Below are 19,427 nucleotides of genomic sequence, written 5' to 3'. Positions count from 1 at the left end.
ATGCGCGGCTTGCTTCGACGCAGAGCCGCACTTTACTTAGTCGTGTAGCGTCAAAATTCACTGAGCCAGCGACTGATCATCAATTCGCTGTTAAGGCCCGTATGTTTGACCATTTCCGCCTTCAACTTGTTGAGAGCCATCAATTGGTTCATCACCTTGCTTTGCGGCAGCAGTTTGGCAATTGCTGAAAGTGTTTGCTCACTGTCGCAATGCACCAATGCTTCGTCTGTGCCCTGCTGAATTTTAATGACATCCAACAATAAAAAACTCAGCCATTGCAAACCGTCGCGCTCTGCTTTCACCACACTTTCCGTTACAGAGAAAATACCCTGTTTTTCGGTAAGGTACTTGGTAAAGCCAGTGATGAGTGCTTCATGTTTGGCTGCACTGCCTTGATCGATGAAAGCTTTGGCTGCCAACGGTGCGCCGCGTTGATGCGAATGACCTGCAAAGGCACAGACTCAAACAATTCGGATTCCACCCAACGCTTTGCCACAGCCTCTTCAGGCATTCGCGGTTTCCACTTGTTACAGCGGCTCACGACTGTTGGCAACATGCTGTCCCTGGATTCCGTCAACAAAATAAAATGACAGTTAGCCGGTGGCTCTTCCAAGGTTTTCAGCAATGCGTTAGCCGCAGCTTCACCCATGCGATCGGCATTTTGTACCAAGATGACACGCTGACCACCCAGTTGAGAGGTTTCCCACGCATACTGATTTCCTGCACGGATAGTATCGACGCCTAGCTGTTTGCCTTCGGCTTCTGGCTTCAGCCAATGGAAATCTGGATGAGTGTCAGCTTCAAAAAGCTGACAGCTATGACAAATGCCGCAAGGTTCCGTCGTGCCGTTTTTACACAGAATGGTTTTCGCCAGCATTGCGGAAAGCGCCAACTTTCCGCTGCCTTTAGGCGCACTCAGCAAAACCGCGTGATGAAGTCTGTCCTGACCGAGCAGATGCTGCCAGTTATGCCAGATTTCATTGTGCCACGGGTAAACCTTAGCCTGCATGATTCAGCCAATTCTCCAGAGCAGCTTTGATGTCTTCGGACACTTTCTCGATGGTCTGAGAAGCATCAATAATCACGATGCTGTCATCCGCGTTTGCCATTTCTAGGTAACGCGCACGCGTGCGGTGGAAGAAGTCCAACTGCATCTTTTCAATACGGTCCAACTCACCGCGCGCTTTTGCACGTGACAAGCCAATTGCTGGGTCCAAGTCCATGTATAGCGTAAAGTCAGGACGAAAATTACCCAACACGGTATCACGAAGGTTTTCCATCAACGCTTTATCGAAACCACGGCCGCCGCCCTGGTAAGCTTGTGAAGACATATCGTGACGATCGCCCACAACAAAAGCACCGCGGTTAAGCGCTGGCTTGATCACATTGTCGACAAGCTGAATACGTGCCGCGTAAAGCAACAGGAGTTCTGCCATGTCGGTCAGCGGTTCGTCAGGGTGCCCTTCTTTTACCAGCGCACGCATTTGTTCAGCCAACGGTGTACCACCTGGTTCGCGCGTTGTTTCAATCTCGGCGATACCATATGCTTTCAGAGTTTCAATGACATTGCGAATGGCCGTGGTTTTACCCGCGCCTTCCAAGCCTTCTACGACGATAAATTTACCAATATTCATTTGTTTCTTAATGTCTTTAGATACTGTCTAACCGCACGGTTATGTTCCGTCAGCGTTTTTGAGAATTTATGACCACCTAGACCATCTGCTACGAAATAGAAGTATGGAGTGTCAGCAGGATTCGCTGCGGCCAAAATGGAGGCTTTGCCCGGCATCGCAATAGGCGTTGGCGGCAAGCCGAAAATCACATAGGTGTTGTAAGGCGTTGGCGTGCGTAAGTCATTCTTACGAATGTTGCCGTCGTAATTGTCGCCCATACCGTAGATTACCGTCGGGTCAGTTTGCAGACGCATGCCCTTGTTCAAACGGTTAACAAATACGGACGCCACTTTCTCGCGCTCTGCATCTACTGCCGTTTCTTTTTCAATAATGGACGCCAAAGTCAGCAGGTCATATTCAGACTTGATAGGTAACCCCTGCTCTCTCTCACCCCACGCTTCATTCAACGCACGGTTCAATTGAACGTTGGCGCGCTTCAGAACAGACAAATCGCTTTCACCTGCAACATAGTGATACGTCTCAGGCAGTAAAAGACCTTCCAATTTCTCTTCTTTCAGCCCTAGCTTCTGCGCAATGTCTTTTTCGGAAAGTGCTTGCGTGTCGTGTACAAGGTAGTTGCTGTTTGCCAACGCTTCACGCCATTCTTTGAAGGTGCTGCCTTCTACAAACGTGATGGAAAACTGGTGTTCTTTGCCGGAGCGCACCAAAGCAAACAAATCCGCAAGCGAGGTGCCAGGCTCTACTTGGTAAGTGCCCGCTTTCAGTTTGGTTAATTCAGGATGGGTTTTCGCCGCCCAACGCGCCCAAGGTGATGTGTCTACGACACCTTCAGCAACTAGCTTTCTGGTAAATGAATGGTAGTTCGCGCCGTCTGGCACGACGATAAGGGTTTCATTTTCTGGATTAATTGGGCTGGCAACATAGCTTTCAATTTGGCCATAGGCCCAATAAGTGCCTCCCGCTGCGGCTAACGCCAAAAACAAAATAAGCAGCGCAAGTTTCTTAATCACGCATTCAACCTCAAGGTAAGTACCCTACTAGCGTCAAAGTCGCTGTAGTTTGTTCGTTCTATACAGCGAATTGGTACGATGCCCATCACTGCGTTTGTTATAAATACTTCGTCAGCATCCCACAGCACATCAGGTTTTGCTGAAACAATGTCCACCTGATAGCCGCACTCTGTCGCTGACTCAATGATCTGTCGGCGCATTGTACCTTCTACGCCGGAAAGCGTAAGGTCTGGCGTGAATAAGGTTCGATCTTTTCGCCAAAAAATGTTCGATGCTGAGGTCTCAACAAGATTTCCGTTCAAATCACACACAATGCCATCGTCGGCCCCGCGATCTTCCACTTCGCGTTTAATGAGAACTTGCTCTAGGCGGTTAAGGTGTTTAATACCCGCTAGCGGTGATAATCCAAGACGTGTTTCAAGAAGAATGGTTTTAATGCCTTTTTCTTTCCAAGCGTCATAGCTTGAAGGATAAGCATGAGAAGACACCACGACGTTTGGCGAAGTGCAGCCAGTGGGACTGTAGCCTCTTCCACCGACTCCACGGGAAATAAGCACCTTGATGACGGACTTTTCGTCTGACGCCGTTTCTCTGGCAACCTGTTGTATCCAAGATTCGATTTCCTGCCAGTTTGTCACCTCAATCGAAAGCGCATCCGTATTAGACATAAGGCGCGCGATATGGCGTGTTAACGCCTGCACCTTACCGTGACAAGCCAACATGGTTGTATAGCAGCCATCACCATATTGAAGACCTCTGTCAGCAATATCGATTTGGTTGTTAGGCGAACCGTTTAAAAGAATCATGCATTCTTCCCTGATAAAAAAACGGCCCGGTAATCAATACCGAGCCGTCTTATTCTATCAAAAAACCCAGTTAGCCAAAAAACTAACCCGGCAAAAATCTTAGATTTTCTTGAAGATCAGTGAGCCGTTAGTGCCACCGAAACCAAATGAGTTACACAGTGCGTAATCCATCTTCACTTGGCGAGCTTCGTGAGGTACGTAATCCAGGTCACAGCCTTCACCAACGTTATCCAAGTTGATGGTTGGTGGAACAGCTTGATCTACCAGAGACATTGCCGTGATGATTGCTTCAACTGAACCCGCTGCACCCAGCAGGTGACCCGTCATAGACTTGGTAGAAGAAACCATTGCTTTGTCGGCTGCAGCACCCAGAGCCAAACGAATGCCTTTGGTTTCTGCAACGTCTCCTGCTGGCGTAGACGTACCATGAGCGTTCACGTAACCGATGTCTTCACCAGTAATGCCTGCATCGCGCATCGCGGCTTTCATCGCCAATGCACCACCTGAACCGTCTTCGCTTGGAGACGTCATGTGGTAAGCGTCGCCACTCATACCGAAGCCAACCAGCTCACAGTAGATTTTCGCGCCACGTGCTTTCGCGTGCTCGTATTCTTCAAGGATCATCATGCCTGCGCCATCACCCAGAACGAAACCGTCACGGTCTTTGTCCCATGGGCGTGATGCCGCTTGTGGATCGTCATTGCGGGTAGACAGTGCTTTCGCTGCTGCGAAGCCGCCGATACCCAGCTCGGTAGATGCTTTTTCTGCACCACCAGCAACCATTGCGTCCGCATCGCCGTATGCAATCATACGTGCAGCGTGACCAATGTTGTGCAGACCTGTGGTACACGCGGTAGAAATCGCGATGTTTGGACCACGTAGGCCGTAATTAATAGATACGTGACCGGCGATCATGTTAACGATGGTCGACGGTACAAAAAATGGGCTAATTTTGCGTGGGCCTTTTTCGACATACGCACGGTGGTTAGTTTCAATCAGACCAAGACCACCAATACCAGAACCGATGGCTACGCCAACGCGATCTGCGTTTTCTTCTGTGATCTCCAGACCAGAATCTTTAAGTGCTTGCACACTTGCTGCGATGCCGTACTGGATGAACAGGTCCATTTTTTTGGCATCTTTCTTAGAGATGTAATCTTCACAATTGAAATCATTTACCAGGCCAGCAAACTTAGTTGCGAAACCTTCGGTATCGAAATGGCTGATAGTCTGGATGCCGCTTTGGCCAGCCAGTAGCGCTTTCCAAGATGATTCAACGGTGTTACCTACAGGCGATAACATCCCCATGCCAGTGACAACAACACGACGCTTAGACACGATGATATTCTCCGGAGAAAAGGTGATATTACGAAATTACGGGGTGTTAGAAAAAACTCAGGCGGTCAAGGTGACCGCCTGGGAGGATCTTTTTCTGATTACTCAGACGCGCTAACAACGTAGTCGATAGCTGCTTGAACAGTAGTAATCTTCTCTGCTTCTTCGTCTGGAATCTCAGTATCGAATTCTTCTTCCAGAGCCATTACCAGCTCAACGGTGTCCAGTGAGTCTGCACCCAGATCGTCAACGAAAGATGCTTCGTTCTTAACTTCAGCTTCGTCTACGCCCAGTTGCTCAACGATGATTTTTTTTACGCGTTCTTCGATGTTGCTCATATTAATACTATTCCTTACAAGATTCGCAGATGCGATATGTGCAGTAGTTTATTCAATAACGTGGAAGTTGCAACACCCATAATGCTGGTCAAACCACGATTTGCTCGATAAACAGCCGGATTTTGACCTGAGTCATTTAGAGTTGCAACTTTAATGTTTAAATCATGTACATGCCGCCGTTAACGTGCAGTGTCTCACCTGTAATATATGCCGCATCGTCAGAAGCAAGGAATGCTACTGTTGCTGCAATTTCACGCGGTGCACCCAAACGTCCAGCAGGTACTTGAGCCAATGTCGCCGCGCGCTGATCATCATTCAGCGCTTTAGTCATGTCAGTTTCAATGAAACCTGGGGCAACAGTATTTACGGTAATGCCGCGAGATGCAACTTCACGTGCCATAGATTTGGTGAAGCCCACAACTCCAGCTTTTGCCGCAGAGTAGTTTGTTTGACCCGCGTTACCCATAGTTCCCACTACAGAGCCCACGTTGATGATGCGGCCATTGCGCTTTTTCATCATCGCACGCAGAACCGCTTTAGACATACGGAAGATAGAAGTCAGGTTGGTATCCATGATATCCATCCACTCTTCATCTTTCATACGCATCAGCAGGTTATCGCGAGTAATACCAGCGTTGTTGACCAGAATATCAACGTCGCCAAACTCTTCTTTTACTGATTTCAGTACGGCTTCGATTGATTCAGCTGACGTAACGTTCAGCGCGTAACCTTTGCCATTTTCGCCCAGGTAGTCGCTGATTGCTGCGGCACCGCTCTCAGAAGTTGCAGTGCCTACCACTGTAGCGCCACGCTCGACGAGAATTTCCGCAATTGCGCGACCAATACCACGGCTCGCACCTGTTACAAGAGCAATTTTACCGTTCAGGTTCATGAGTTTTCGTTCCTTAATTTAGCCGCCGACAGAATCATCGGCAGCATCCCAGAAATTACTTAGCTGCTTCCAGAGAAGCTGGATCGTTAACCGCTGCCGCGCTCAGACGCTTGTCGATGCGCTTAGCAAGACCAGTCAGTACTTTACCTGGACCCATTTCTAGCAGAAGTTCAACACCCTCATTTGCCATTTTTTCACAGCCTTCAGTCCAACGAACTGGGCCGTAAAGCTGGCGAACAAGCGCATCTTTAATGTCTTTTGGTTCAGTTGCAGCAACAACGTCTGCGTTGTTGATAACAGGAATCGATGGCGCAGAGAATGCGATCTCTTCCAAAGCAACGGCCAGTTTGTCTGCTGCTGGTTTCATCAGTGCACAGTGTGAAGGCACAGAAACTGGCAGAGGCAGCGCGCGCTTAGCACCCGCTTCTTTACACAGCACGTTTGCACGCTCAACGGCTTCTTTATTACCAGCAATCACTACCTGACCCGGTGAGTTGAAGTTTACTGGTGAAACCACTTGGCCTTGTGCAGCTTCTTCACATGCTTTTGCAATCGCGTCGTTGTCCAGACCGATGATCGCAGACATCGCACCAACGCCCGCAGGAACTGCTTCTTGCATCAGTTGACCGCGAAGCTCAACCAGTTTAACTGCCGCTTTAAAGTCAATAACACCTGCACACACCAGTGCAGAGTATTCACCCAGGCTGTGACCAGCCATCACAGAAGGCATTGCACCGCCTTCTTGTTGCCATACACGCCAGATTGCAACAGATGAAGTCAGCAGAGCTGGTTGAGTGCGGTGCGTTTGGTTCAACTCTGTATCTGGACCGTTATGAACCAGTGCCCATAGGTCGTAACCCAGCACTTCAGACGCTTCAGCGAAGGTCTCTTTAACAACAGCAAATTGCTCGGCCAGTTCAGCCAGCATGCCAACGGTCTGTGAACCTTGGCCAGGAAACACCACAGCAAAGTTAGACATAGTTTAATCCTTACAAAAATCGGAACTGTTCTGTATCCGTCATGACGATACGCTCAAGCAGAAAAGCCACTCTGTCGAAGCTTTTTACTTGAGCGCATTGTCTTAAAATTTAATAAGCGCAGAACCCCACGCGAAACCACCACCAAATGCTTCAAGCAAAATAGTTTGGCCACGTTGGATACGACCGTCACGCACCGCTTCGTCTAGCGCAGTCGGTACAGACGCTGCTGACGTGTTGCCGTGACGATCCAGAGTGATAACCACTTGGTCCATCGACATTGCCAGCTTCTTCGCCGTCGCTTTGATGATGCGGAAGTTCGCCTGATGCGGAACCAGCCAATCAATTTCAGACTTGTCCATGCTGTTCGCTTCCAGCGTTTCGGTCACGATGTTCGCAAGCTGAGTTACAGCCACTTTAAATACATCGTTACCCGCCATTTCTAGCCATGCATCTTCTTCTACTTGGCTGCGAACTTTACCGCGTGATGGGTATTTAAGGTTCAGCAATTCGCCAAACTTACCGTCTGCGCGCAGATGTGTTGAGATCACACCTTGTTCTTCGCTTGCGCCAAGAACCACAGCACCTGCACCGTCACCAAACAAAATGATGGTGCCGCGATCTTCTGGATCACAAGTGTGTGAAAGACGATCCGCACCAATAACCAGTGCGTTGCGTGCCATGCCAGATTTCACGTATTGATCCGCCACACTCAGTGCGTACACGAAACCTGAACAAGCTGCTGCAATGTCAAACGCAGGGCAGCCGCTGATTTCCAGCATTTTTTGTACGTCACAAGCAGCGGCAGGAAATGCGCTCTCACCACTGGTGGTCGCGACAATAATCAAATCGATGTCTTGTTTATCGATGCCTGCTGCGTCAATGGCGTTCAACGCTGCGTGATAGCCCATTACCGCCACTGTTTCATTTTCAGCAGCGATTCGGCGCTCTTTAATACCAGTGCGCGCGGTGATCCACTCATCACTGGTATCTACCATTTTTTCGAGATCCGCATTTGAGCGGATTTGCGCAGGCAAATAACTGCCTGTGCCAAGAATCTTACTGAACATGAAGACTAATAATGCCTCTCGAGTAATACGGCTTCCAAACGGTCACATATTTTTTTCGGTAGTTGCCGTTCGACTTCGTGGATCGCTTCCCCGATAGCATGTTGGAAAGCGGATATATCAGCACGTCCGTGGCTTTTTACTACAATGCCGCGCAATCCTAACAGACTTGCGCCATTGTACTGGTCGGGGTTCAGGTTATTTAAGTGCTCAAATAGGCTACCAAATAACCATTTAGCCACCAATTTCTTAAGAGGGTTGGCGAGAACATGTATTTTCAGACTGTCTAAAAAGAGTCTTGCCACACCCTCGCTAGTCTTGAGGCTTACGTTTCCGACGAATCCATCGCAGACAATTACGTCAGCTTTTCCGGTGTAGAGCTGATCGCCTTCTACATAGCCGATGTAATTGACCGCCGAACACTGTTTTAGCATTTCTGCACAGCGTTTTACTAAGTCATTCCCTTTTATTTCTTCTTCACCAATGTTCAAAAGACCCACTGTCGGCTTACGCCCTAGCTGCTCTTCTGCTAACACTGAGCCCATCACGGAAAATTGGAAAAGTGTATCGGAGTCCACGGAAACATTGGCACCCAAATCCAACAGCCAGCTTTTGTGCTCACCCACGGTGGGTAATTCAGAAACCAGTGCGGGCCTGTCTATGCCAGGAAGCAGTTTCAACATGGAACGGGATAATGCCATGAGCGCACCGGTATTGCCGGCACTGACACAAGCATCTGCTTTTCCGTCGGCGACGAGTTCCAGAGCAATACGCATGGAAGTGCCTTTGCTCGCACGGAGAGCCTGTGACGGACGTGTGTCGTTGGCGATAGAAGATTCCGCATGAATGACAGATATGCGGGAAGAATTGTTCTGACCCAGCGATACGAGCTGGCGGGTGATCTCGGATTGATCACCGACGAGTACTACTTTTAGCGAGGGAAAATGCAACAATGCCTGCACGGAGGCAGGCACTGTTACTTGAGGACCGAAATCCCCGCCCATCGCATCAAGTGCAATGGTTAGACCTGTCAAGGCTCAACCTTACTTGTTGATTACCTTGCGGCCACGGTAGAAACCGTCAGCAGTCACGTTGTGACGCAGGTGAGTTTCACCAGAAGTTGCATCTACAGACAGAGCTGAAGTGCCCAGTGCATCGTGTGAACGACGCATACCACGCTTAGAACGGGTTTTACGGTTCTGTTGTACGGCCATTGACCCTACTCCTCGTTACTTTGCTTTAAGTTTTTCAAAACGGCAAATGGATTCGGACGCTCATCAGCAAGCGGGATTTCCCCGAATACCATACCTTCAGAATCGACTTTACAGTCTTCTTCTTCGTGCATGGCAACCTGTGGCAAAGCCACAATCAACTCATCTTCGATGAGGTGAAGCAGGTTAATCTCACCATTTTCGTCGACTAATGCCGGCTCATAAGCATCCGGTAAATTGCCAACCTGATCTTCATTGAAAACCGGGCTGTAAATAAATTCGATTTCACAGTGGTGTGGAAAAACATCCCAACAACGCTGACACTCTAATTGGACGTCGACCTTGGCGTTTCCGCGTACAATTTTCAGCCCTTGAGCATCAATGTCAAATGAAAGCTTAACTTCACAGTCACTGATCACACCTTCAGTTGATTCCGCAAGTCGCTCCAGCTGCTTGATTGCGAAGATACCATCGTAATCGAGTCGCTTTTGCGCGCTTTTAAACGGGTCAACCTTTAGCGGTAGCTTTACCTTTTGCATAGGGCGCGAATTCTAGCTCCTAAGTGGCCTGAGTCAAAGAAATTTATACCAATACTTCCATCTAAGCGGTTAAAAACCACTTAAAAAGGCGATCAGGTTAGTTTCTGTACAACAGGTACTTAGCTCAATTGAAAACAGAATGGGCCCTAAATGCTCGAGCGCACCGGATGCCCACTCGCCTCCGCAAGTGTAAAACATTACACTGACCGCCGTATACGAATAATCCGATAAAGGTGCATCGTTAGATGAATAAACAGACAGTCGTCCTCGCGTCCGGCTCTAAATATCGCCAATCTTTGTTACAAAAGCTCGATTTACCCTTTGAAACCTGTTCACCAAATATCGATGAATCGGCGATCGAGGGTGAATCACCCGAGGATCTTGTGAAACGGCTTTCACTTGAAAAAGCGAAAGCATGTGCCGTTTCCCACCCCAACGCGCTCATCATTGGCTCTGATCAGATCTGTGTGATCGACGGAAAGATCCTCGGGAAGCCTCATACGATCGAAAGAGCCGTTCAGCAGCTTAAAGCGGCGTCAGGAAAACACGTCACCTTTTATACGGGTTTAACGCTCTTTAATAGTGCGACGGGCTTTGCTCAGACAGACTTGGAACCCTTCCATGTTCATTTTCGTGCGCTTAGCGACCGAGAAATAGAAAACTATGTCGCCAAAGAGCAGCCGTTAGATTGCGCAGGCAGCTTTAAATGCGAAAGCCTTGGTATCGCGCTGTTTGACAAACTTGACGGGCGCGACCCTAACACCTTGGTGGGACTGCCATTAATCCGTCTTTGTGAAATGCTAAAAGAAGAAGGCGTCTCGGTGCTTTAGTCTCCCTCCCTTCTTCAAAGACAAAAAAAGCGCGTATCTCTACGCGCTTTTCTTTTTTATACCGATATACCGAATGCACTTCTATATAGAGAGAAGAGACTCAATATTGTCGATGACAGCAACAGGCCGGTAAGCAGAGAGTGTTTCTTTGTCATGAACACCCCATGTAATCGCGATTGCGTCAACACCCGCATTGTTCGCCAATAACATATCGTGAGAGGTGTCCCCCACCATCACCGCGTCTGCCGCTGTAATACCTAAGCTGTCTAACAGCTCGTGGATCATCAGAGGATCCGGCTTAGACGCCGTTTGATCTGCGGTGCGAGTGCCAACAAACAACTCAGCCGTGCCTGTCTCGTCCATTGCGCGATCTAAACCAACACGAGACTTTCCTGTCGCTATCGCTAAGAGGTATCCCGCTTCTTTTAGTTTGTTCAGCGTCTCAAACACATTGGGATATAAAGCAGCAGGCGTCGGGTTGTCTTCACGAAACTGCTGAGCATAATGCGCTTTCCACGTGTCACGCTTATCAAGAGATACGTCAGGGTAGAGAAACTCATACCCTTTATCTAAGCTCAGGCCAATCATTTGCTTGAGCTCATCACCAGATAGCGTCGGTAAACCGCCCGTAAGGCGAGCGGCTTCATCCAAGCTCGATACGATGCGACCCACAGAGTCCATAACCGTACCGTCCCAATCGAATATAACGAGCTTGTATTTAGTTAACACGTGGTGCTTTCCTCAATCCTTCAAGGGCTTTTTCTAATTGTTTCTCCATTGGCGCGGAGATATCCATCAGTTCTTCTGTTGATGGATGGGTAAACTTGATGTTTGCCGCATGCAGGAACAAACGGTTCAAACCGAACTTCTTCGTGTATGCATCAAAACGCGGGTCACCGTAACGATCATCCCACGCCAATGGGTGGCCAACATACTGCGCATGCACACGGATTTGGTGCGTACGGCCGGTAATTGGGCTCGCTTGTACCAGTGTCGCTTGCTGGAACTGCTCCATAATTTTGAAGCGGGTTTCAGACGGCTTACCGTTAGGGTTCACACGCACAATGCTGTTTACTTCGTTTTTAAGTAAGGGAGCTGTCACCTTCTTCATCGAAGGTTTCCAATTTCCCATCACCAGCGCGAAGTAATACTTCTGAACTGTCTTTTCACGGAACTGCGCCTGAAGATGACGAAGTGCGGAACGCTTTTTCGCGATCAACAGAATGCCTGACGTATCGCGGTCAATGCGGTGCACAAGTTCCAAAAAACGTGCATCCGGACGAAGCGCTCGCATCGCTTCAATCGCACCAAAATGCAGTCCACTGCCGCCGTGTACCGCCGTTCCAGACGGCTTATTGAGAACCAGCATGTGATCATCTTCATAAATCACACATTTTTCTAGTTCAGCCACACGACTTAGCTTGGTATTAGGTGCCTCAGCCTGCGTCGTCTCTGGGATCTTGATAGGAGGAACACGAATCACATCGCCCGGTTGCAACTTGTACTCGGGTTTTATGCGTTTTTTGTTAACTCGCACCTCTCCTTTACGAAGAACGCGATAAATCATACTTTTAGGTACGTTTTTAAGCCTATTTCGGAGAAAGTTATCGATCCGCTGGCCTGCAATGTCATCGGAGATGTCGATGAATTGCACTTGGGTTTTTTCTGTATTCATAGGACGTAGATTCTACATTGCATCAAAGTAGTTTGCTGCAAAAAAGTGTCCCTGCTATAGTTGCGCCGTAACGTAGAAAAGTTTGCACCTTTTTTACGCACTACGGCTAAAAAGCCGACATATAGAGTAAATCTTTACCGCTTTATCCAAGACGATTGACCGTTCACGGCACTATCTTCTAGTAGTATTTGATTCGATGAGAGTTCAAATCGTTTTAATCATGCAGCACTCGGCGTAAGACATGAGGAATAAAGCACCCGTTAGTTTGTTGGCACGACGGGATAAATAACCAGTGTCAAAGAGACTGTCGCCTTTGAAGGCGAACCACCGACTGTGTAAACCGGAGTAACTTTTTGATTTCCGTCGCAGTGGGTCGATGAGTAGTGCCCTAGAGCGTCCCTGATTCCCCAGCCGTGAGGTTGCATTAATGTCAGACTTGGGACCTGGCAGCATTGCGTTCTTTGTCTCGTAACCGACAACTAATAACAACAAATAATCGAGAACAATTTGATATGAAAAGAATGTTGATTAACGCAACTCAAAAAGAAGAGTTGCGCGTCGCATTGGTTGACGGTCAGCGCTTATACGATCTAGATATCGAAAGCCCTGGTCATGAATCGAAAAAAGCAAACATCTATAAAGGCCGTATTACCCGCATTGAACCAAGTCTTGAAGCAGCTTTCGTAGACTACGGCTCAGAGCGTCACGGTTTCCTTCCTCTCAAAGAAATTGCCCGCGAATATTTCCCTGACAATTACAGCTACCAAGGCCGTCCAAACATCAAAGAGGTGTTGAAGGAAGGTCAGGAAGTTATTGTTCAGGTTGATAAAGAAGAACGTGGTAACAAAGGCGCAGCCTGACCACTTTCATCTCGCTGGCAGGTAGCTACCTAGTTCTGATGCCTAACAACCCTCGCGCTGGCGGTATTTCTCGCCGTATCGAAGGTGAAGAGCGTAGCCAACTAAAAGAAGCGATGTCTGGTCTGAAACTGCCACAAGGCATGGGTCTGATCGTACGCACCGCAGGTGTTGGTAAGTCTGCTGAAGAGCTTGAGTGGGACTTGAACTACCTTCTGAACAACTGGGAGCGTATTCAAGGTGCCGCAGAATCTAAAGCTGCGCCATTCCTGATCTACCAAGAAAGTGACGTTATCGCTCGCGCATTCCGTGATTACCTGCGTCGTGACATTGGCGAAGTACTGATCGACAGCGAGAAAGTGTTCAATCAAGCTCGTGAACGTATCCAGGCGACCCGTCCTGACTTCCTGAATCGCGTGAAACGCTATGAAGCGAAGTTCCACTTTTCAGCCACTACCAGATCGAAAGCCAGATTGAATCTGCATTCCAACGCGAAGTACGCCTGCCATCTGGCGGTTCGATTGTTATCGACCCAACAGAAGCACTGACGTCTATCGACATCAACTCAGCGCGTGCAACCAAAGGCTCAGACATCGAAGAAACCGCACTGCAAACCAACTTGGAAGCAGCGGATGAAATCGCACGTCAATTGCGCCTACGTGACCTAGGTGGTCTGGTTGTTATCGACTTCATCGATATGACGCCTGTTCGCCACCAGCGTGAAGTAGAAAACCGCCTGCGTGAAGCTGTTCGTATGGACCGCGCTCGCGTACAAATCGGCCGTATCTCTCGCTTTGGTCTGTTGGAAATGTCTCGTCAACGTCTGAGCCCATCTCTGGCAGAAGCGAGCCACCACATCTGTCCTCGTTGTACAGGTACTGGCGTAATCCGTGATAATGAATCTCTGTCACTGTCTATCCTTCGTCTGATCGAAGAAGAAGCACTGAAAGAGAACACCGCGCAGGTCATGGCAATCGTTCCTGTCCCTGTTGCGTCTTACCTACTGAACGAAAAGCGTCGCTCAGTGCAGCACGTTGAGAAGTACCACAACGTACGCGTCATCATCGTGCCAAACGCAAACATGGAAACACCACACTTTGAAGTGGTTCGTATCCGTGGTGGCGAAGAAAACACAACGCTGTCTTACCGTTTGCCAGAACAACTGGATGCAATGCGTGAAGCAGAGAAAGAAGACGTACCTGCAGAGCGCGTTGTGAAGAAACGTGAAGAGCCTGCACTGCAAGGCTTTGCTGCGCCATCTTCTCCAGCGCCTGTTGCTGCTGCACCTAAAGCAGCGGCTGAAGCGAAACCAGGTCTGTTCTCTCGTCTGGTATCTTTCATCTCAGGCCTGTTCTCAAGCACTGAAGAAGAGCAACCAGAAGCACCGAAACGCGAGTCACGCAACCGTCGTGACCACAAGCGTTCTCAAGATCGTACTCGTCGTGGCTCACGCAACAACAACCAGCGTGAAGAAAACAACAACGGCAAGAACGCAGAGCGCGGTGAGAAGAAACAACAACGTCGTAAAGACCGCGTTGAAGCGACCGAGCGTAACGAAGAGCGTCAGGAAAAGCCTGCGAAGAAACAAAACCGCAAGCAGCAAACTGAGAAGAACGAACAGCGTCAGCAAGCGAAAGCAGCGAAGCCTGTTAAAGAAGACACTCAGGTAGCGAAGCAAGAGAAAGCGGAAAAGACGGAGAAAGTGAAACAACGCCGTCAACGCCGTAAGCTGAGCAAGAAAGTGCGTGTTGGCGACACTTCGCAAGAGCAAGACGTTGCAGTAGCAGCTAACCCATTACAAGAAATGGGCGCAGCGATGGCATCTGAAGCGAAAGCAGAGGCATCAAAAGTAGACGCAACAGACAAGCCAGAAGCGACCAACGAAAATGGCGAGCAGCGTGAAGAGAAACGCCGCAACCGTCGTTCTCCACGTCACTTGCGTGCAAGCGGTCAACGCCGTCGTCGCAACAACCGTGAAGAGAACGAATCAGTATCTACTGAGCAAGCACTAGACCAACTAGACATGATGGAAACCGTTGTGTCTGTGGTTGAGAAACGCAGCAAAGTGGTTCTGAAATCAGGCGTTGCTTCTCCAGAAATGGCAATGGGTAAAGTGTGGCCGTCGAAGACGCAACTAAAGCACCTGTTGTAGCTGAAGTTGCTGTTGAAGCACCAGTTGTAGAAGAAGCACCTGCTCCTGCGGTAAATGCGCCGAAACACGGTGGTGTTGCCTTCCCAGAAATGGCAATGGGTAAAGTGATTGCACGTCGCCCAGCACCAACTGTTCTGGAAGAGAAAGCAAAATCTGAAGGTGCAGATGCCCTGAGCGAAGAGCTGCCAGTTGCAGTGAAAGAAACTATCGTCGAAGACGTAGTGACCGACGCTGTGGTTGAAGTCGTTGCTGAAGAAGCCCCGGTTGAAGCAGTTGCGCCAGTTGCCGAAGAGAAGACAGATGTGAAGGAAGCGATTGACGCAAGTGAAATCGCTGCCGTTGAGCCAGCTAAACCAGCTCAAACACCGGTTATCCGCTACGGCCGTGCGACCGCACCAATGGCAAAAGCACCTGCTCCAGAAAGCAATGCAGCACCGATTGAGGTTGCGATTGCATCTTTCCGCGCTGAGCGTGAGCAAACCAAACAAGCTGGCAGCCAAACCGCAACAAACAGCGCCGCGGCACCAGCAACAAAGCCTAACTACTCGTAATAGCAGTTAGCGCTAGAAAAAAGAGTCACGCATGTCGTGGCTCTTTTTTTATTTCTTCAAATTGCAATCCCATCGCCCCCACTCTTTAGTCGCCCAGCTATATTTCTTTGTAAGTAATTGAAAATTTAACTCAGATCGTTCACAAAACAGTCACCAACATTGAACAAAATCACACTTTTAGGTAGTATCCGCAGGCTTTATTGATTCGCCCAATAACTTAACAATTTGAGAAGTAACCCAATACGATGTTTGAATTTCCCAAGTTTCCACAACATTCTGTGAAAAACGACGTATTGTCGGGACTGACAGTGGCACTGGCTCTTGTGCCGGAAGCTGTTGCTTTCGCATTCGTTGCAGGCGTTGACCCAATGGTTGGTCTTTACGCTGCATTTATTATGGGTCTACTGACCTCTATCCTCGGCGGCCGTCCGGGCATGATTTCTGGTGCGACAGGTGCAATGGCTGTCGTCATGGTAAGTCTGGTCGCAGAACACGGCATCCAATACCTTTTCGCCGCCGTTATGCTTGCAGGCTTGATTCAAGTGCTAGCAGGTGTTTTCAAGCTGGGTAAATTCATCCGTATGGTGCCGCACCCAGTAATGATCGGCTTCGTTAACGGTCTGGCGATTGTTATCTTCTTGGCGCAACTTGGTCAGTTCAAAGTACCGAATGAGCTGGGCGAACTGGTTTGGCTTCAAGGTGAGCAACTTTACCTCATGTTAGGTCTGGTGGCCGTGACAATGGCTATCATCCACTTCTTACCAAAGCTAACCACTGCTGTGCCTTCGTCTTTGGTGGCAATCGTCGGCGTTACCGCTGCGGTGGTATTGTTGGACTTGGATACACGTAACGTTGTTGACTTCCTTCGCTCAATGAGTGGTAACGAGAACGCCACCTTGGCGGGCAACTTGCCAACCTTCGCGTTCCCAACAGTGCCGCTCAATCTGGAAACCTTGTACATCATCCTGCCTTATTCGCTGATCCTTGCAGCCGTAGGCTTGATTGAGTCTCTGCTGACACTGACCGTGGTTGATGAAATGACGGGTACACGTGGCAATGGTAACCGTGAATGTGTTGGTCAAGGCGTTGCAAACGTGACCTGTTCAGTCTTCGGTGCAATGGGCGGCTGTGCGATGATCGGCCAGTCGATGATTAACGTGAAGTCAGGTGGTCGGGGTCGTCTGTCCGGCATTGTGGCAGCAGTCGCGTTGCTGTGCTTTATTTTGTTCACCTCTTCGCTGATTGAAATGATCCCATTGGCTGCGCTGGTTGGCGTTATGTTCATGGTCGTTATCGGTACCTTTGAGTGGGCAACGTTCAAACTGGCTCGTCGTGTACCTAAGCGCGATTTCTTTGTGATTGTTCTGGTAACCGTCGTTACGGTATTTACCGACCTTGCAATTGCCGTCATCGTGGGTGTGATTGTCTCTGCGCTGATGTTTGCATGGGAACATGCAAAACACATCTATGCATCAAGCTACACCAACGAAGAAGGCTCGAAAGTGTATGAAGTGAACGGTCCACTGTTCTTCGGTTCTGTGGCGAACTTCCTCGAATTGTTTGACGCGCAAAATGACCCACAAGATGTGATTGTCGATTTTGGTAATTCTCGCGTTACCGACCACTCAGCGATTGAAGCGATTGAAACACTGGCTGAGCGTTACAGCAAAACAGGTAAAACGCTGCACCTACGTCACCTATCGCAAGATTGTCGTGCACTGCTTACCAAAGCAGGCAGCTTGGTTGAGATCAATCATATTGAAGACCCAAGCTACAAAGTGGCGGATGACTTACTTGGATGATTCCTGACATCATTTGAGCACTGAGTAACAAGAAAAAAGCGAGCCATACGGCTCGCTTTTTTATCTCGTTAACACTCAAACAATGTTGTGTAGATGCGGTAACTTACTGAGGAATAATCACGTTATCGATAACATGAATAACACCGTTTGACGCTTCAATATCGGTCGCCACGACGTTGGCATTATCCACCATCACGCCGTTCGATGTGTCGATTGCGATTGTGCTTCCCTGAACAGTAGGGGCTTCACTCAGCCCTACAACATCTGCCGCCATCACTTTGCCGGGTACAACGTGGTAAGTGAGAATAGCGATGAGTTTGTCTTTATTTTCTGGTTGCAGAAGAGCTTCGACAGTACCTGCAGGCAATTTAGCAAACGCTTCGTTGGTCGGCGCAAATACAGTAAATGGACCCGGGCCTTGGAGTGTCTCCACCAAGCCCGCCGCTTTTACAGCAGCGACCAAGGTGCTGAAATCTGGGTTACTGGCAGCGATTTGAACAATGTCTTTCTTGTTACCATGGTGCTCGGCCTGTGCACTGCATGCACTCAGACCAAAAGCAATAATTGTGACAGCGAAAACCGATTTAAAATACGACAAAACCTTTGCAGAAATCATACGATCTCTCCTTTTATCATAGAAAAGTGAATGTGTTATTTGTGGTTTTTGCTGATCAGCGGGGAGTATTACGAGCCGAATTTTGCTTTGGATTCATTCTCGGCTTCATGACAACGCGACATGTAATGTTGAAAGTTTTTGGCATCGGTTAATTCAAAGCCATTTTCCATCATGGTGGCACGCTGAATTCTATCAACGCGGAAACTTCTGTAGTCCTCCCTCAATTCACACCACGCCACCAGCGTCCAGACTTTTCCCCAATAGACTTGGCCAAGCGGTTGAATCACGCGAGAAGTACACACACCCTCGCCCGTTTCATATTCTATCTCAATTTTTCGTTTTAATGATGTCGCTTCCCGAAGTAACTCACTGCACGTCGCCGTATCACTCTCAACAAAGAATGGCGGCACCGCTAAGGGAAAACACTCAAGTTGCGCCTTTAAATGATCCGGCAGCACAGAATGAATTTTTCGCGATGCAGACTCGGAAGCCGCAGACAAACATTTATCCGACCACGCACGCACCATTTGCATGCCCAGCTCTAACGCTAGCATCTCCTCTTCGGTGAACATCAGAGGTGGTAAATGCGAGCCTTTGCCCAGCAGATAACCAATCCCCGCCTCACCTTCAATCGGCACGCCAGACAACTGCAGGGATTGGATATCTCGATAAATCGTACGCTCACTCACCGACAGTTCTTCTGCCAATGCTTTCGCCGTCACCGCGTAACGTTTGCTACGCAACAGCGTCAGCAGCTCAAACAAGCGTTCCGATTTACTCACTGTGTTTTCCTTTTAAGCAGAGGCAATACACTCACCCATGGCACTCATTCTGACACTCTCATGCGCCATAACAAGTGTAGAGCTATCAATCAACGCCACCAATTTCTGCGCGCCTTCATCTTTCATAAAGTTTTCAGACGCTGCCTGTGCATTGGGTAGGTTGGTCCAATAAACAATGTCCGTCCACTCTTGCGTCGCTTCATTCAAGCTCAAGGAGCGATAAACAAACCCTTCGCAACTGCTGATATAATGAAGCTTCCCTCAGCCGCCGCAAGAAACGCATTCACATCTGTCCCTTCTTTCAGTTTGAATCTTACTGTCTCTACGATGTTATCCATGGTGCTTTCTCCTCT

Annotated in this window: 21 protein-coding genes and 1 pseudogene; 3 read left to right on the top strand and 19 right to left on the bottom strand. The window is 48.8% G+C overall.

Annotated elements, in window-relative coordinates:
* Nucleotides 1-50: 50 nt before the first annotated feature.
* The 13 genes from ATN88_RS27460 to yceD all read right to left on the bottom strand — a co-directional run bounded on the left by ATN88_RS27460 (nt 51) and on the right by yceD (nt 9,809).
* Complete coding sequence (locus tag ATN88_RS27460) at nt 51-419, bottom strand: DNA polymerase III subunit delta' C-terminal domain-containing protein (RefSeq protein ID WP_232313232.1); 369 nt, start codon at nt 417-419, stop codon at nt 51-53.
* On the bottom strand, nt 314-1,009 hold the full coding sequence (holB, locus tag ATN88_RS14610) for a DNA polymerase III subunit delta' (protein ID WP_232313230.1): 696 nt from the start codon (nt 1,007-1,009) through the stop codon (nt 314-316). The genes ATN88_RS27460 and holB overlap by 106 nt, the downstream gene beginning before the upstream one ends.
* On the bottom strand, nt 999-1,634 hold the full coding sequence (gene tmk, locus ATN88_RS14605; protein ID WP_067417277.1) for a dTMP kinase: 636 nt from the start codon (nt 1,632-1,634) through the stop codon (nt 999-1,001). The genes holB and tmk overlap by 11 nt, the downstream gene beginning before the upstream one ends.
* A complete protein-coding gene (gene mltG, locus ATN88_RS14600; protein ID WP_067417274.1) occupies nt 1,631-2,644 on the bottom strand; it encodes an endolytic transglycosylase MltG in 1,014 nt (337 codons plus the stop codon). Before mltG ends, tmk begins: the two co-directional genes overlap by 4 nt.
* Nucleotides 2,641-3,450 (bottom strand): aminodeoxychorismate lyase, encoded by an 810-nt coding sequence (pabC, locus tag ATN88_RS14595; protein ID WP_067417271.1) that lies wholly within the window; start codon nt 3,448-3,450, stop codon nt 2,641-2,643. Before pabC ends, mltG begins: the two co-directional genes overlap by 4 nt.
* A gap of 99 nt (nt 3,451-3,549) precedes the next feature.
* Nucleotides 3,550-4,788 carry a beta-ketoacyl-ACP synthase II gene (fabF, locus tag ATN88_RS14590; RefSeq protein WP_067417266.1) on the bottom strand — a complete coding sequence of 413 codons (1,239 nt, stop codon included), beginning with the start codon at nt 4,786-4,788 and terminating at the stop codon, nt 3,550-3,552.
* 98 nt (nt 4,789-4,886) lie between these two features.
* On the bottom strand, nt 4,887-5,123 hold the full coding sequence (gene acpP / locus ATN88_RS14585) for an acyl carrier protein (RefSeq protein WP_002541727.1): 237 nt from the start codon (nt 5,121-5,123) through the stop codon (nt 4,887-4,889).
* Nucleotides 5,124-5,280: 157 nt separating this feature from the next.
* Nucleotides 5,281-6,015, bottom strand: a complete 735-nt coding sequence (fabG, locus tag ATN88_RS14580; protein ID WP_067417263.1) for a 3-oxoacyl-ACP reductase FabG — start codon at nt 6,013-6,015, stop codon at nt 5,281-5,283.
* Nucleotides 6,016-6,070: 55 nt separating this feature from the next.
* The gene (gene fabD / locus ATN88_RS14575) at nt 6,071-6,994 is read right to left on the bottom strand and encodes an ACP S-malonyltransferase (protein WP_067417260.1); all 924 of its coding nucleotides are present in this window, start codon (nt 6,992-6,994) and stop codon (nt 6,071-6,073) included.
* Nucleotides 6,995-7,096: 102 nt separating this feature from the next.
* Entirely contained in the window at nt 7,097-8,062 is a 966-nt protein-coding gene (locus ATN88_RS14570; RefSeq protein ID WP_067417257.1) for a beta-ketoacyl-ACP synthase III, read from the bottom strand.
* A 5-nt stretch (nt 8,063-8,067) separates the two neighbouring features.
* Nucleotides 8,068-9,093 carry a phosphate acyltransferase PlsX gene (gene plsX / locus ATN88_RS14565; protein ID WP_067417254.1) on the bottom strand — a complete coding sequence of 342 codons (1,026 nt, stop codon included), beginning with the start codon at nt 9,091-9,093 and terminating at the stop codon, nt 8,068-8,070.
* A gap of 9 nt (nt 9,094-9,102) precedes the next feature.
* Nucleotides 9,103-9,273 (bottom strand): 50S ribosomal protein L32, encoded by a 171-nt coding sequence (rpmF, locus tag ATN88_RS14560; protein WP_002541721.1) that lies wholly within the window; start codon nt 9,271-9,273, stop codon nt 9,103-9,105.
* A 5-nt stretch (nt 9,274-9,278) separates the two neighbouring features.
* The gene (yceD, locus tag ATN88_RS14555) at nt 9,279-9,809 is read right to left on the bottom strand and encodes a 23S rRNA accumulation protein YceD (RefSeq protein WP_067417250.1); all 531 of its coding nucleotides are present in this window, start codon (nt 9,807-9,809) and stop codon (nt 9,279-9,281) included.
* Nucleotides 9,810-10,054: 245 nt separating this feature from the next.
* Here yceD and ATN88_RS14550 point away from each other — a divergent pair, with 245 nt between their 5' ends.
* On the top strand, nt 10,055-10,639 hold the full coding sequence (locus ATN88_RS14550) for a Maf family protein (RefSeq protein ID WP_067417247.1): 585 nt from the start codon (nt 10,055-10,057) through the stop codon (nt 10,637-10,639).
* Between the two features lie 81 nt (nt 10,640-10,720).
* Here the strand turns inward: ATN88_RS14550 and ATN88_RS14545 are convergent, their stop codons facing one another.
* Together ATN88_RS14545 and rluC are read right to left on the bottom strand one after the other, a co-directional pair.
* Nucleotides 10,721-11,368 (bottom strand): HAD family hydrolase, encoded by a 648-nt coding sequence (locus tag ATN88_RS14545; RefSeq protein WP_083539493.1) that lies wholly within the window; start codon nt 11,366-11,368, stop codon nt 10,721-10,723.
* A complete protein-coding gene (rluC, locus tag ATN88_RS14540) occupies nt 11,358-12,314 on the bottom strand; it encodes a 23S rRNA pseudouridine(955/2504/2580) synthase RluC (protein WP_067417244.1) in 957 nt (318 codons plus the stop codon). The genes ATN88_RS14545 and rluC overlap by 11 nt, the downstream gene beginning before the upstream one ends.
* Before the next feature lie 521 nt (nt 12,315-12,835).
* Between rluC and rne the strand changes: the two are divergent.
* Together rne and ATN88_RS14530 are read left to right on the top strand one after the other, a co-directional pair.
* A pseudogene (gene rne / locus ATN88_RS14535) lies at nt 12,836-15,874 on the top strand (ribonuclease E).
* A 245-nt stretch (nt 15,875-16,119) separates the two neighbouring features.
* Entirely contained in the window at nt 16,120-17,676 is a 1,557-nt protein-coding gene (locus ATN88_RS14530; protein WP_067417240.1) for a SulP family inorganic anion transporter, read from the top strand.
* A 103-nt stretch (nt 17,677-17,779) separates the two neighbouring features.
* On the opposite strand, the gene ATN88_RS14525 is transcribed toward ATN88_RS14530, so the two are convergent.
* From ATN88_RS14525 to ATN88_RS28325, 4 genes are all read right to left on the bottom strand, one after another.
* The gene (locus tag ATN88_RS14525) at nt 17,780-18,292 is read right to left on the bottom strand and encodes a fasciclin domain-containing protein (RefSeq protein ID WP_067417237.1); all 513 of its coding nucleotides are present in this window, start codon (nt 18,290-18,292) and stop codon (nt 17,780-17,782) included.
* A 68-nt stretch (nt 18,293-18,360) separates the two neighbouring features.
* Entirely contained in the window at nt 18,361-19,074 is a 714-nt protein-coding gene (locus ATN88_RS14520; protein ID WP_067417233.1) for a helix-turn-helix transcriptional regulator, read from the bottom strand.
* 12 nt (nt 19,075-19,086) lie between these two features.
* Nucleotides 19,087-19,287: a hypothetical protein gene (locus ATN88_RS27455; RefSeq protein ID WP_232313228.1), complete on the bottom strand. Its 201-nt coding sequence runs from the start codon at nt 19,285-19,287 to the stop codon at nt 19,087-19,089.
* Nucleotides 19,284-19,412, bottom strand: a complete 129-nt coding sequence (locus ATN88_RS28325) for a hypothetical protein (protein ID WP_269748162.1) — start codon at nt 19,410-19,412, stop codon at nt 19,284-19,286. The genes ATN88_RS27455 and ATN88_RS28325 overlap by 4 nt, the downstream gene beginning before the upstream one ends.
* Nucleotides 19,413-19,427 lie beyond the last annotated feature (15 nt).

The sequence above is a fragment of the Enterovibrio coralii genome (assembly GCF_001559595.1).
GTDB lineage: Bacteria > Pseudomonadota > Gammaproteobacteria > Enterobacterales > Vibrionaceae > Enterovibrio > Enterovibrio coralii.
The sequence above is the reverse complement of the archived record's forward strand: the minus strand, read 5'-3'. Positions and strand labels throughout refer to the sequence as shown.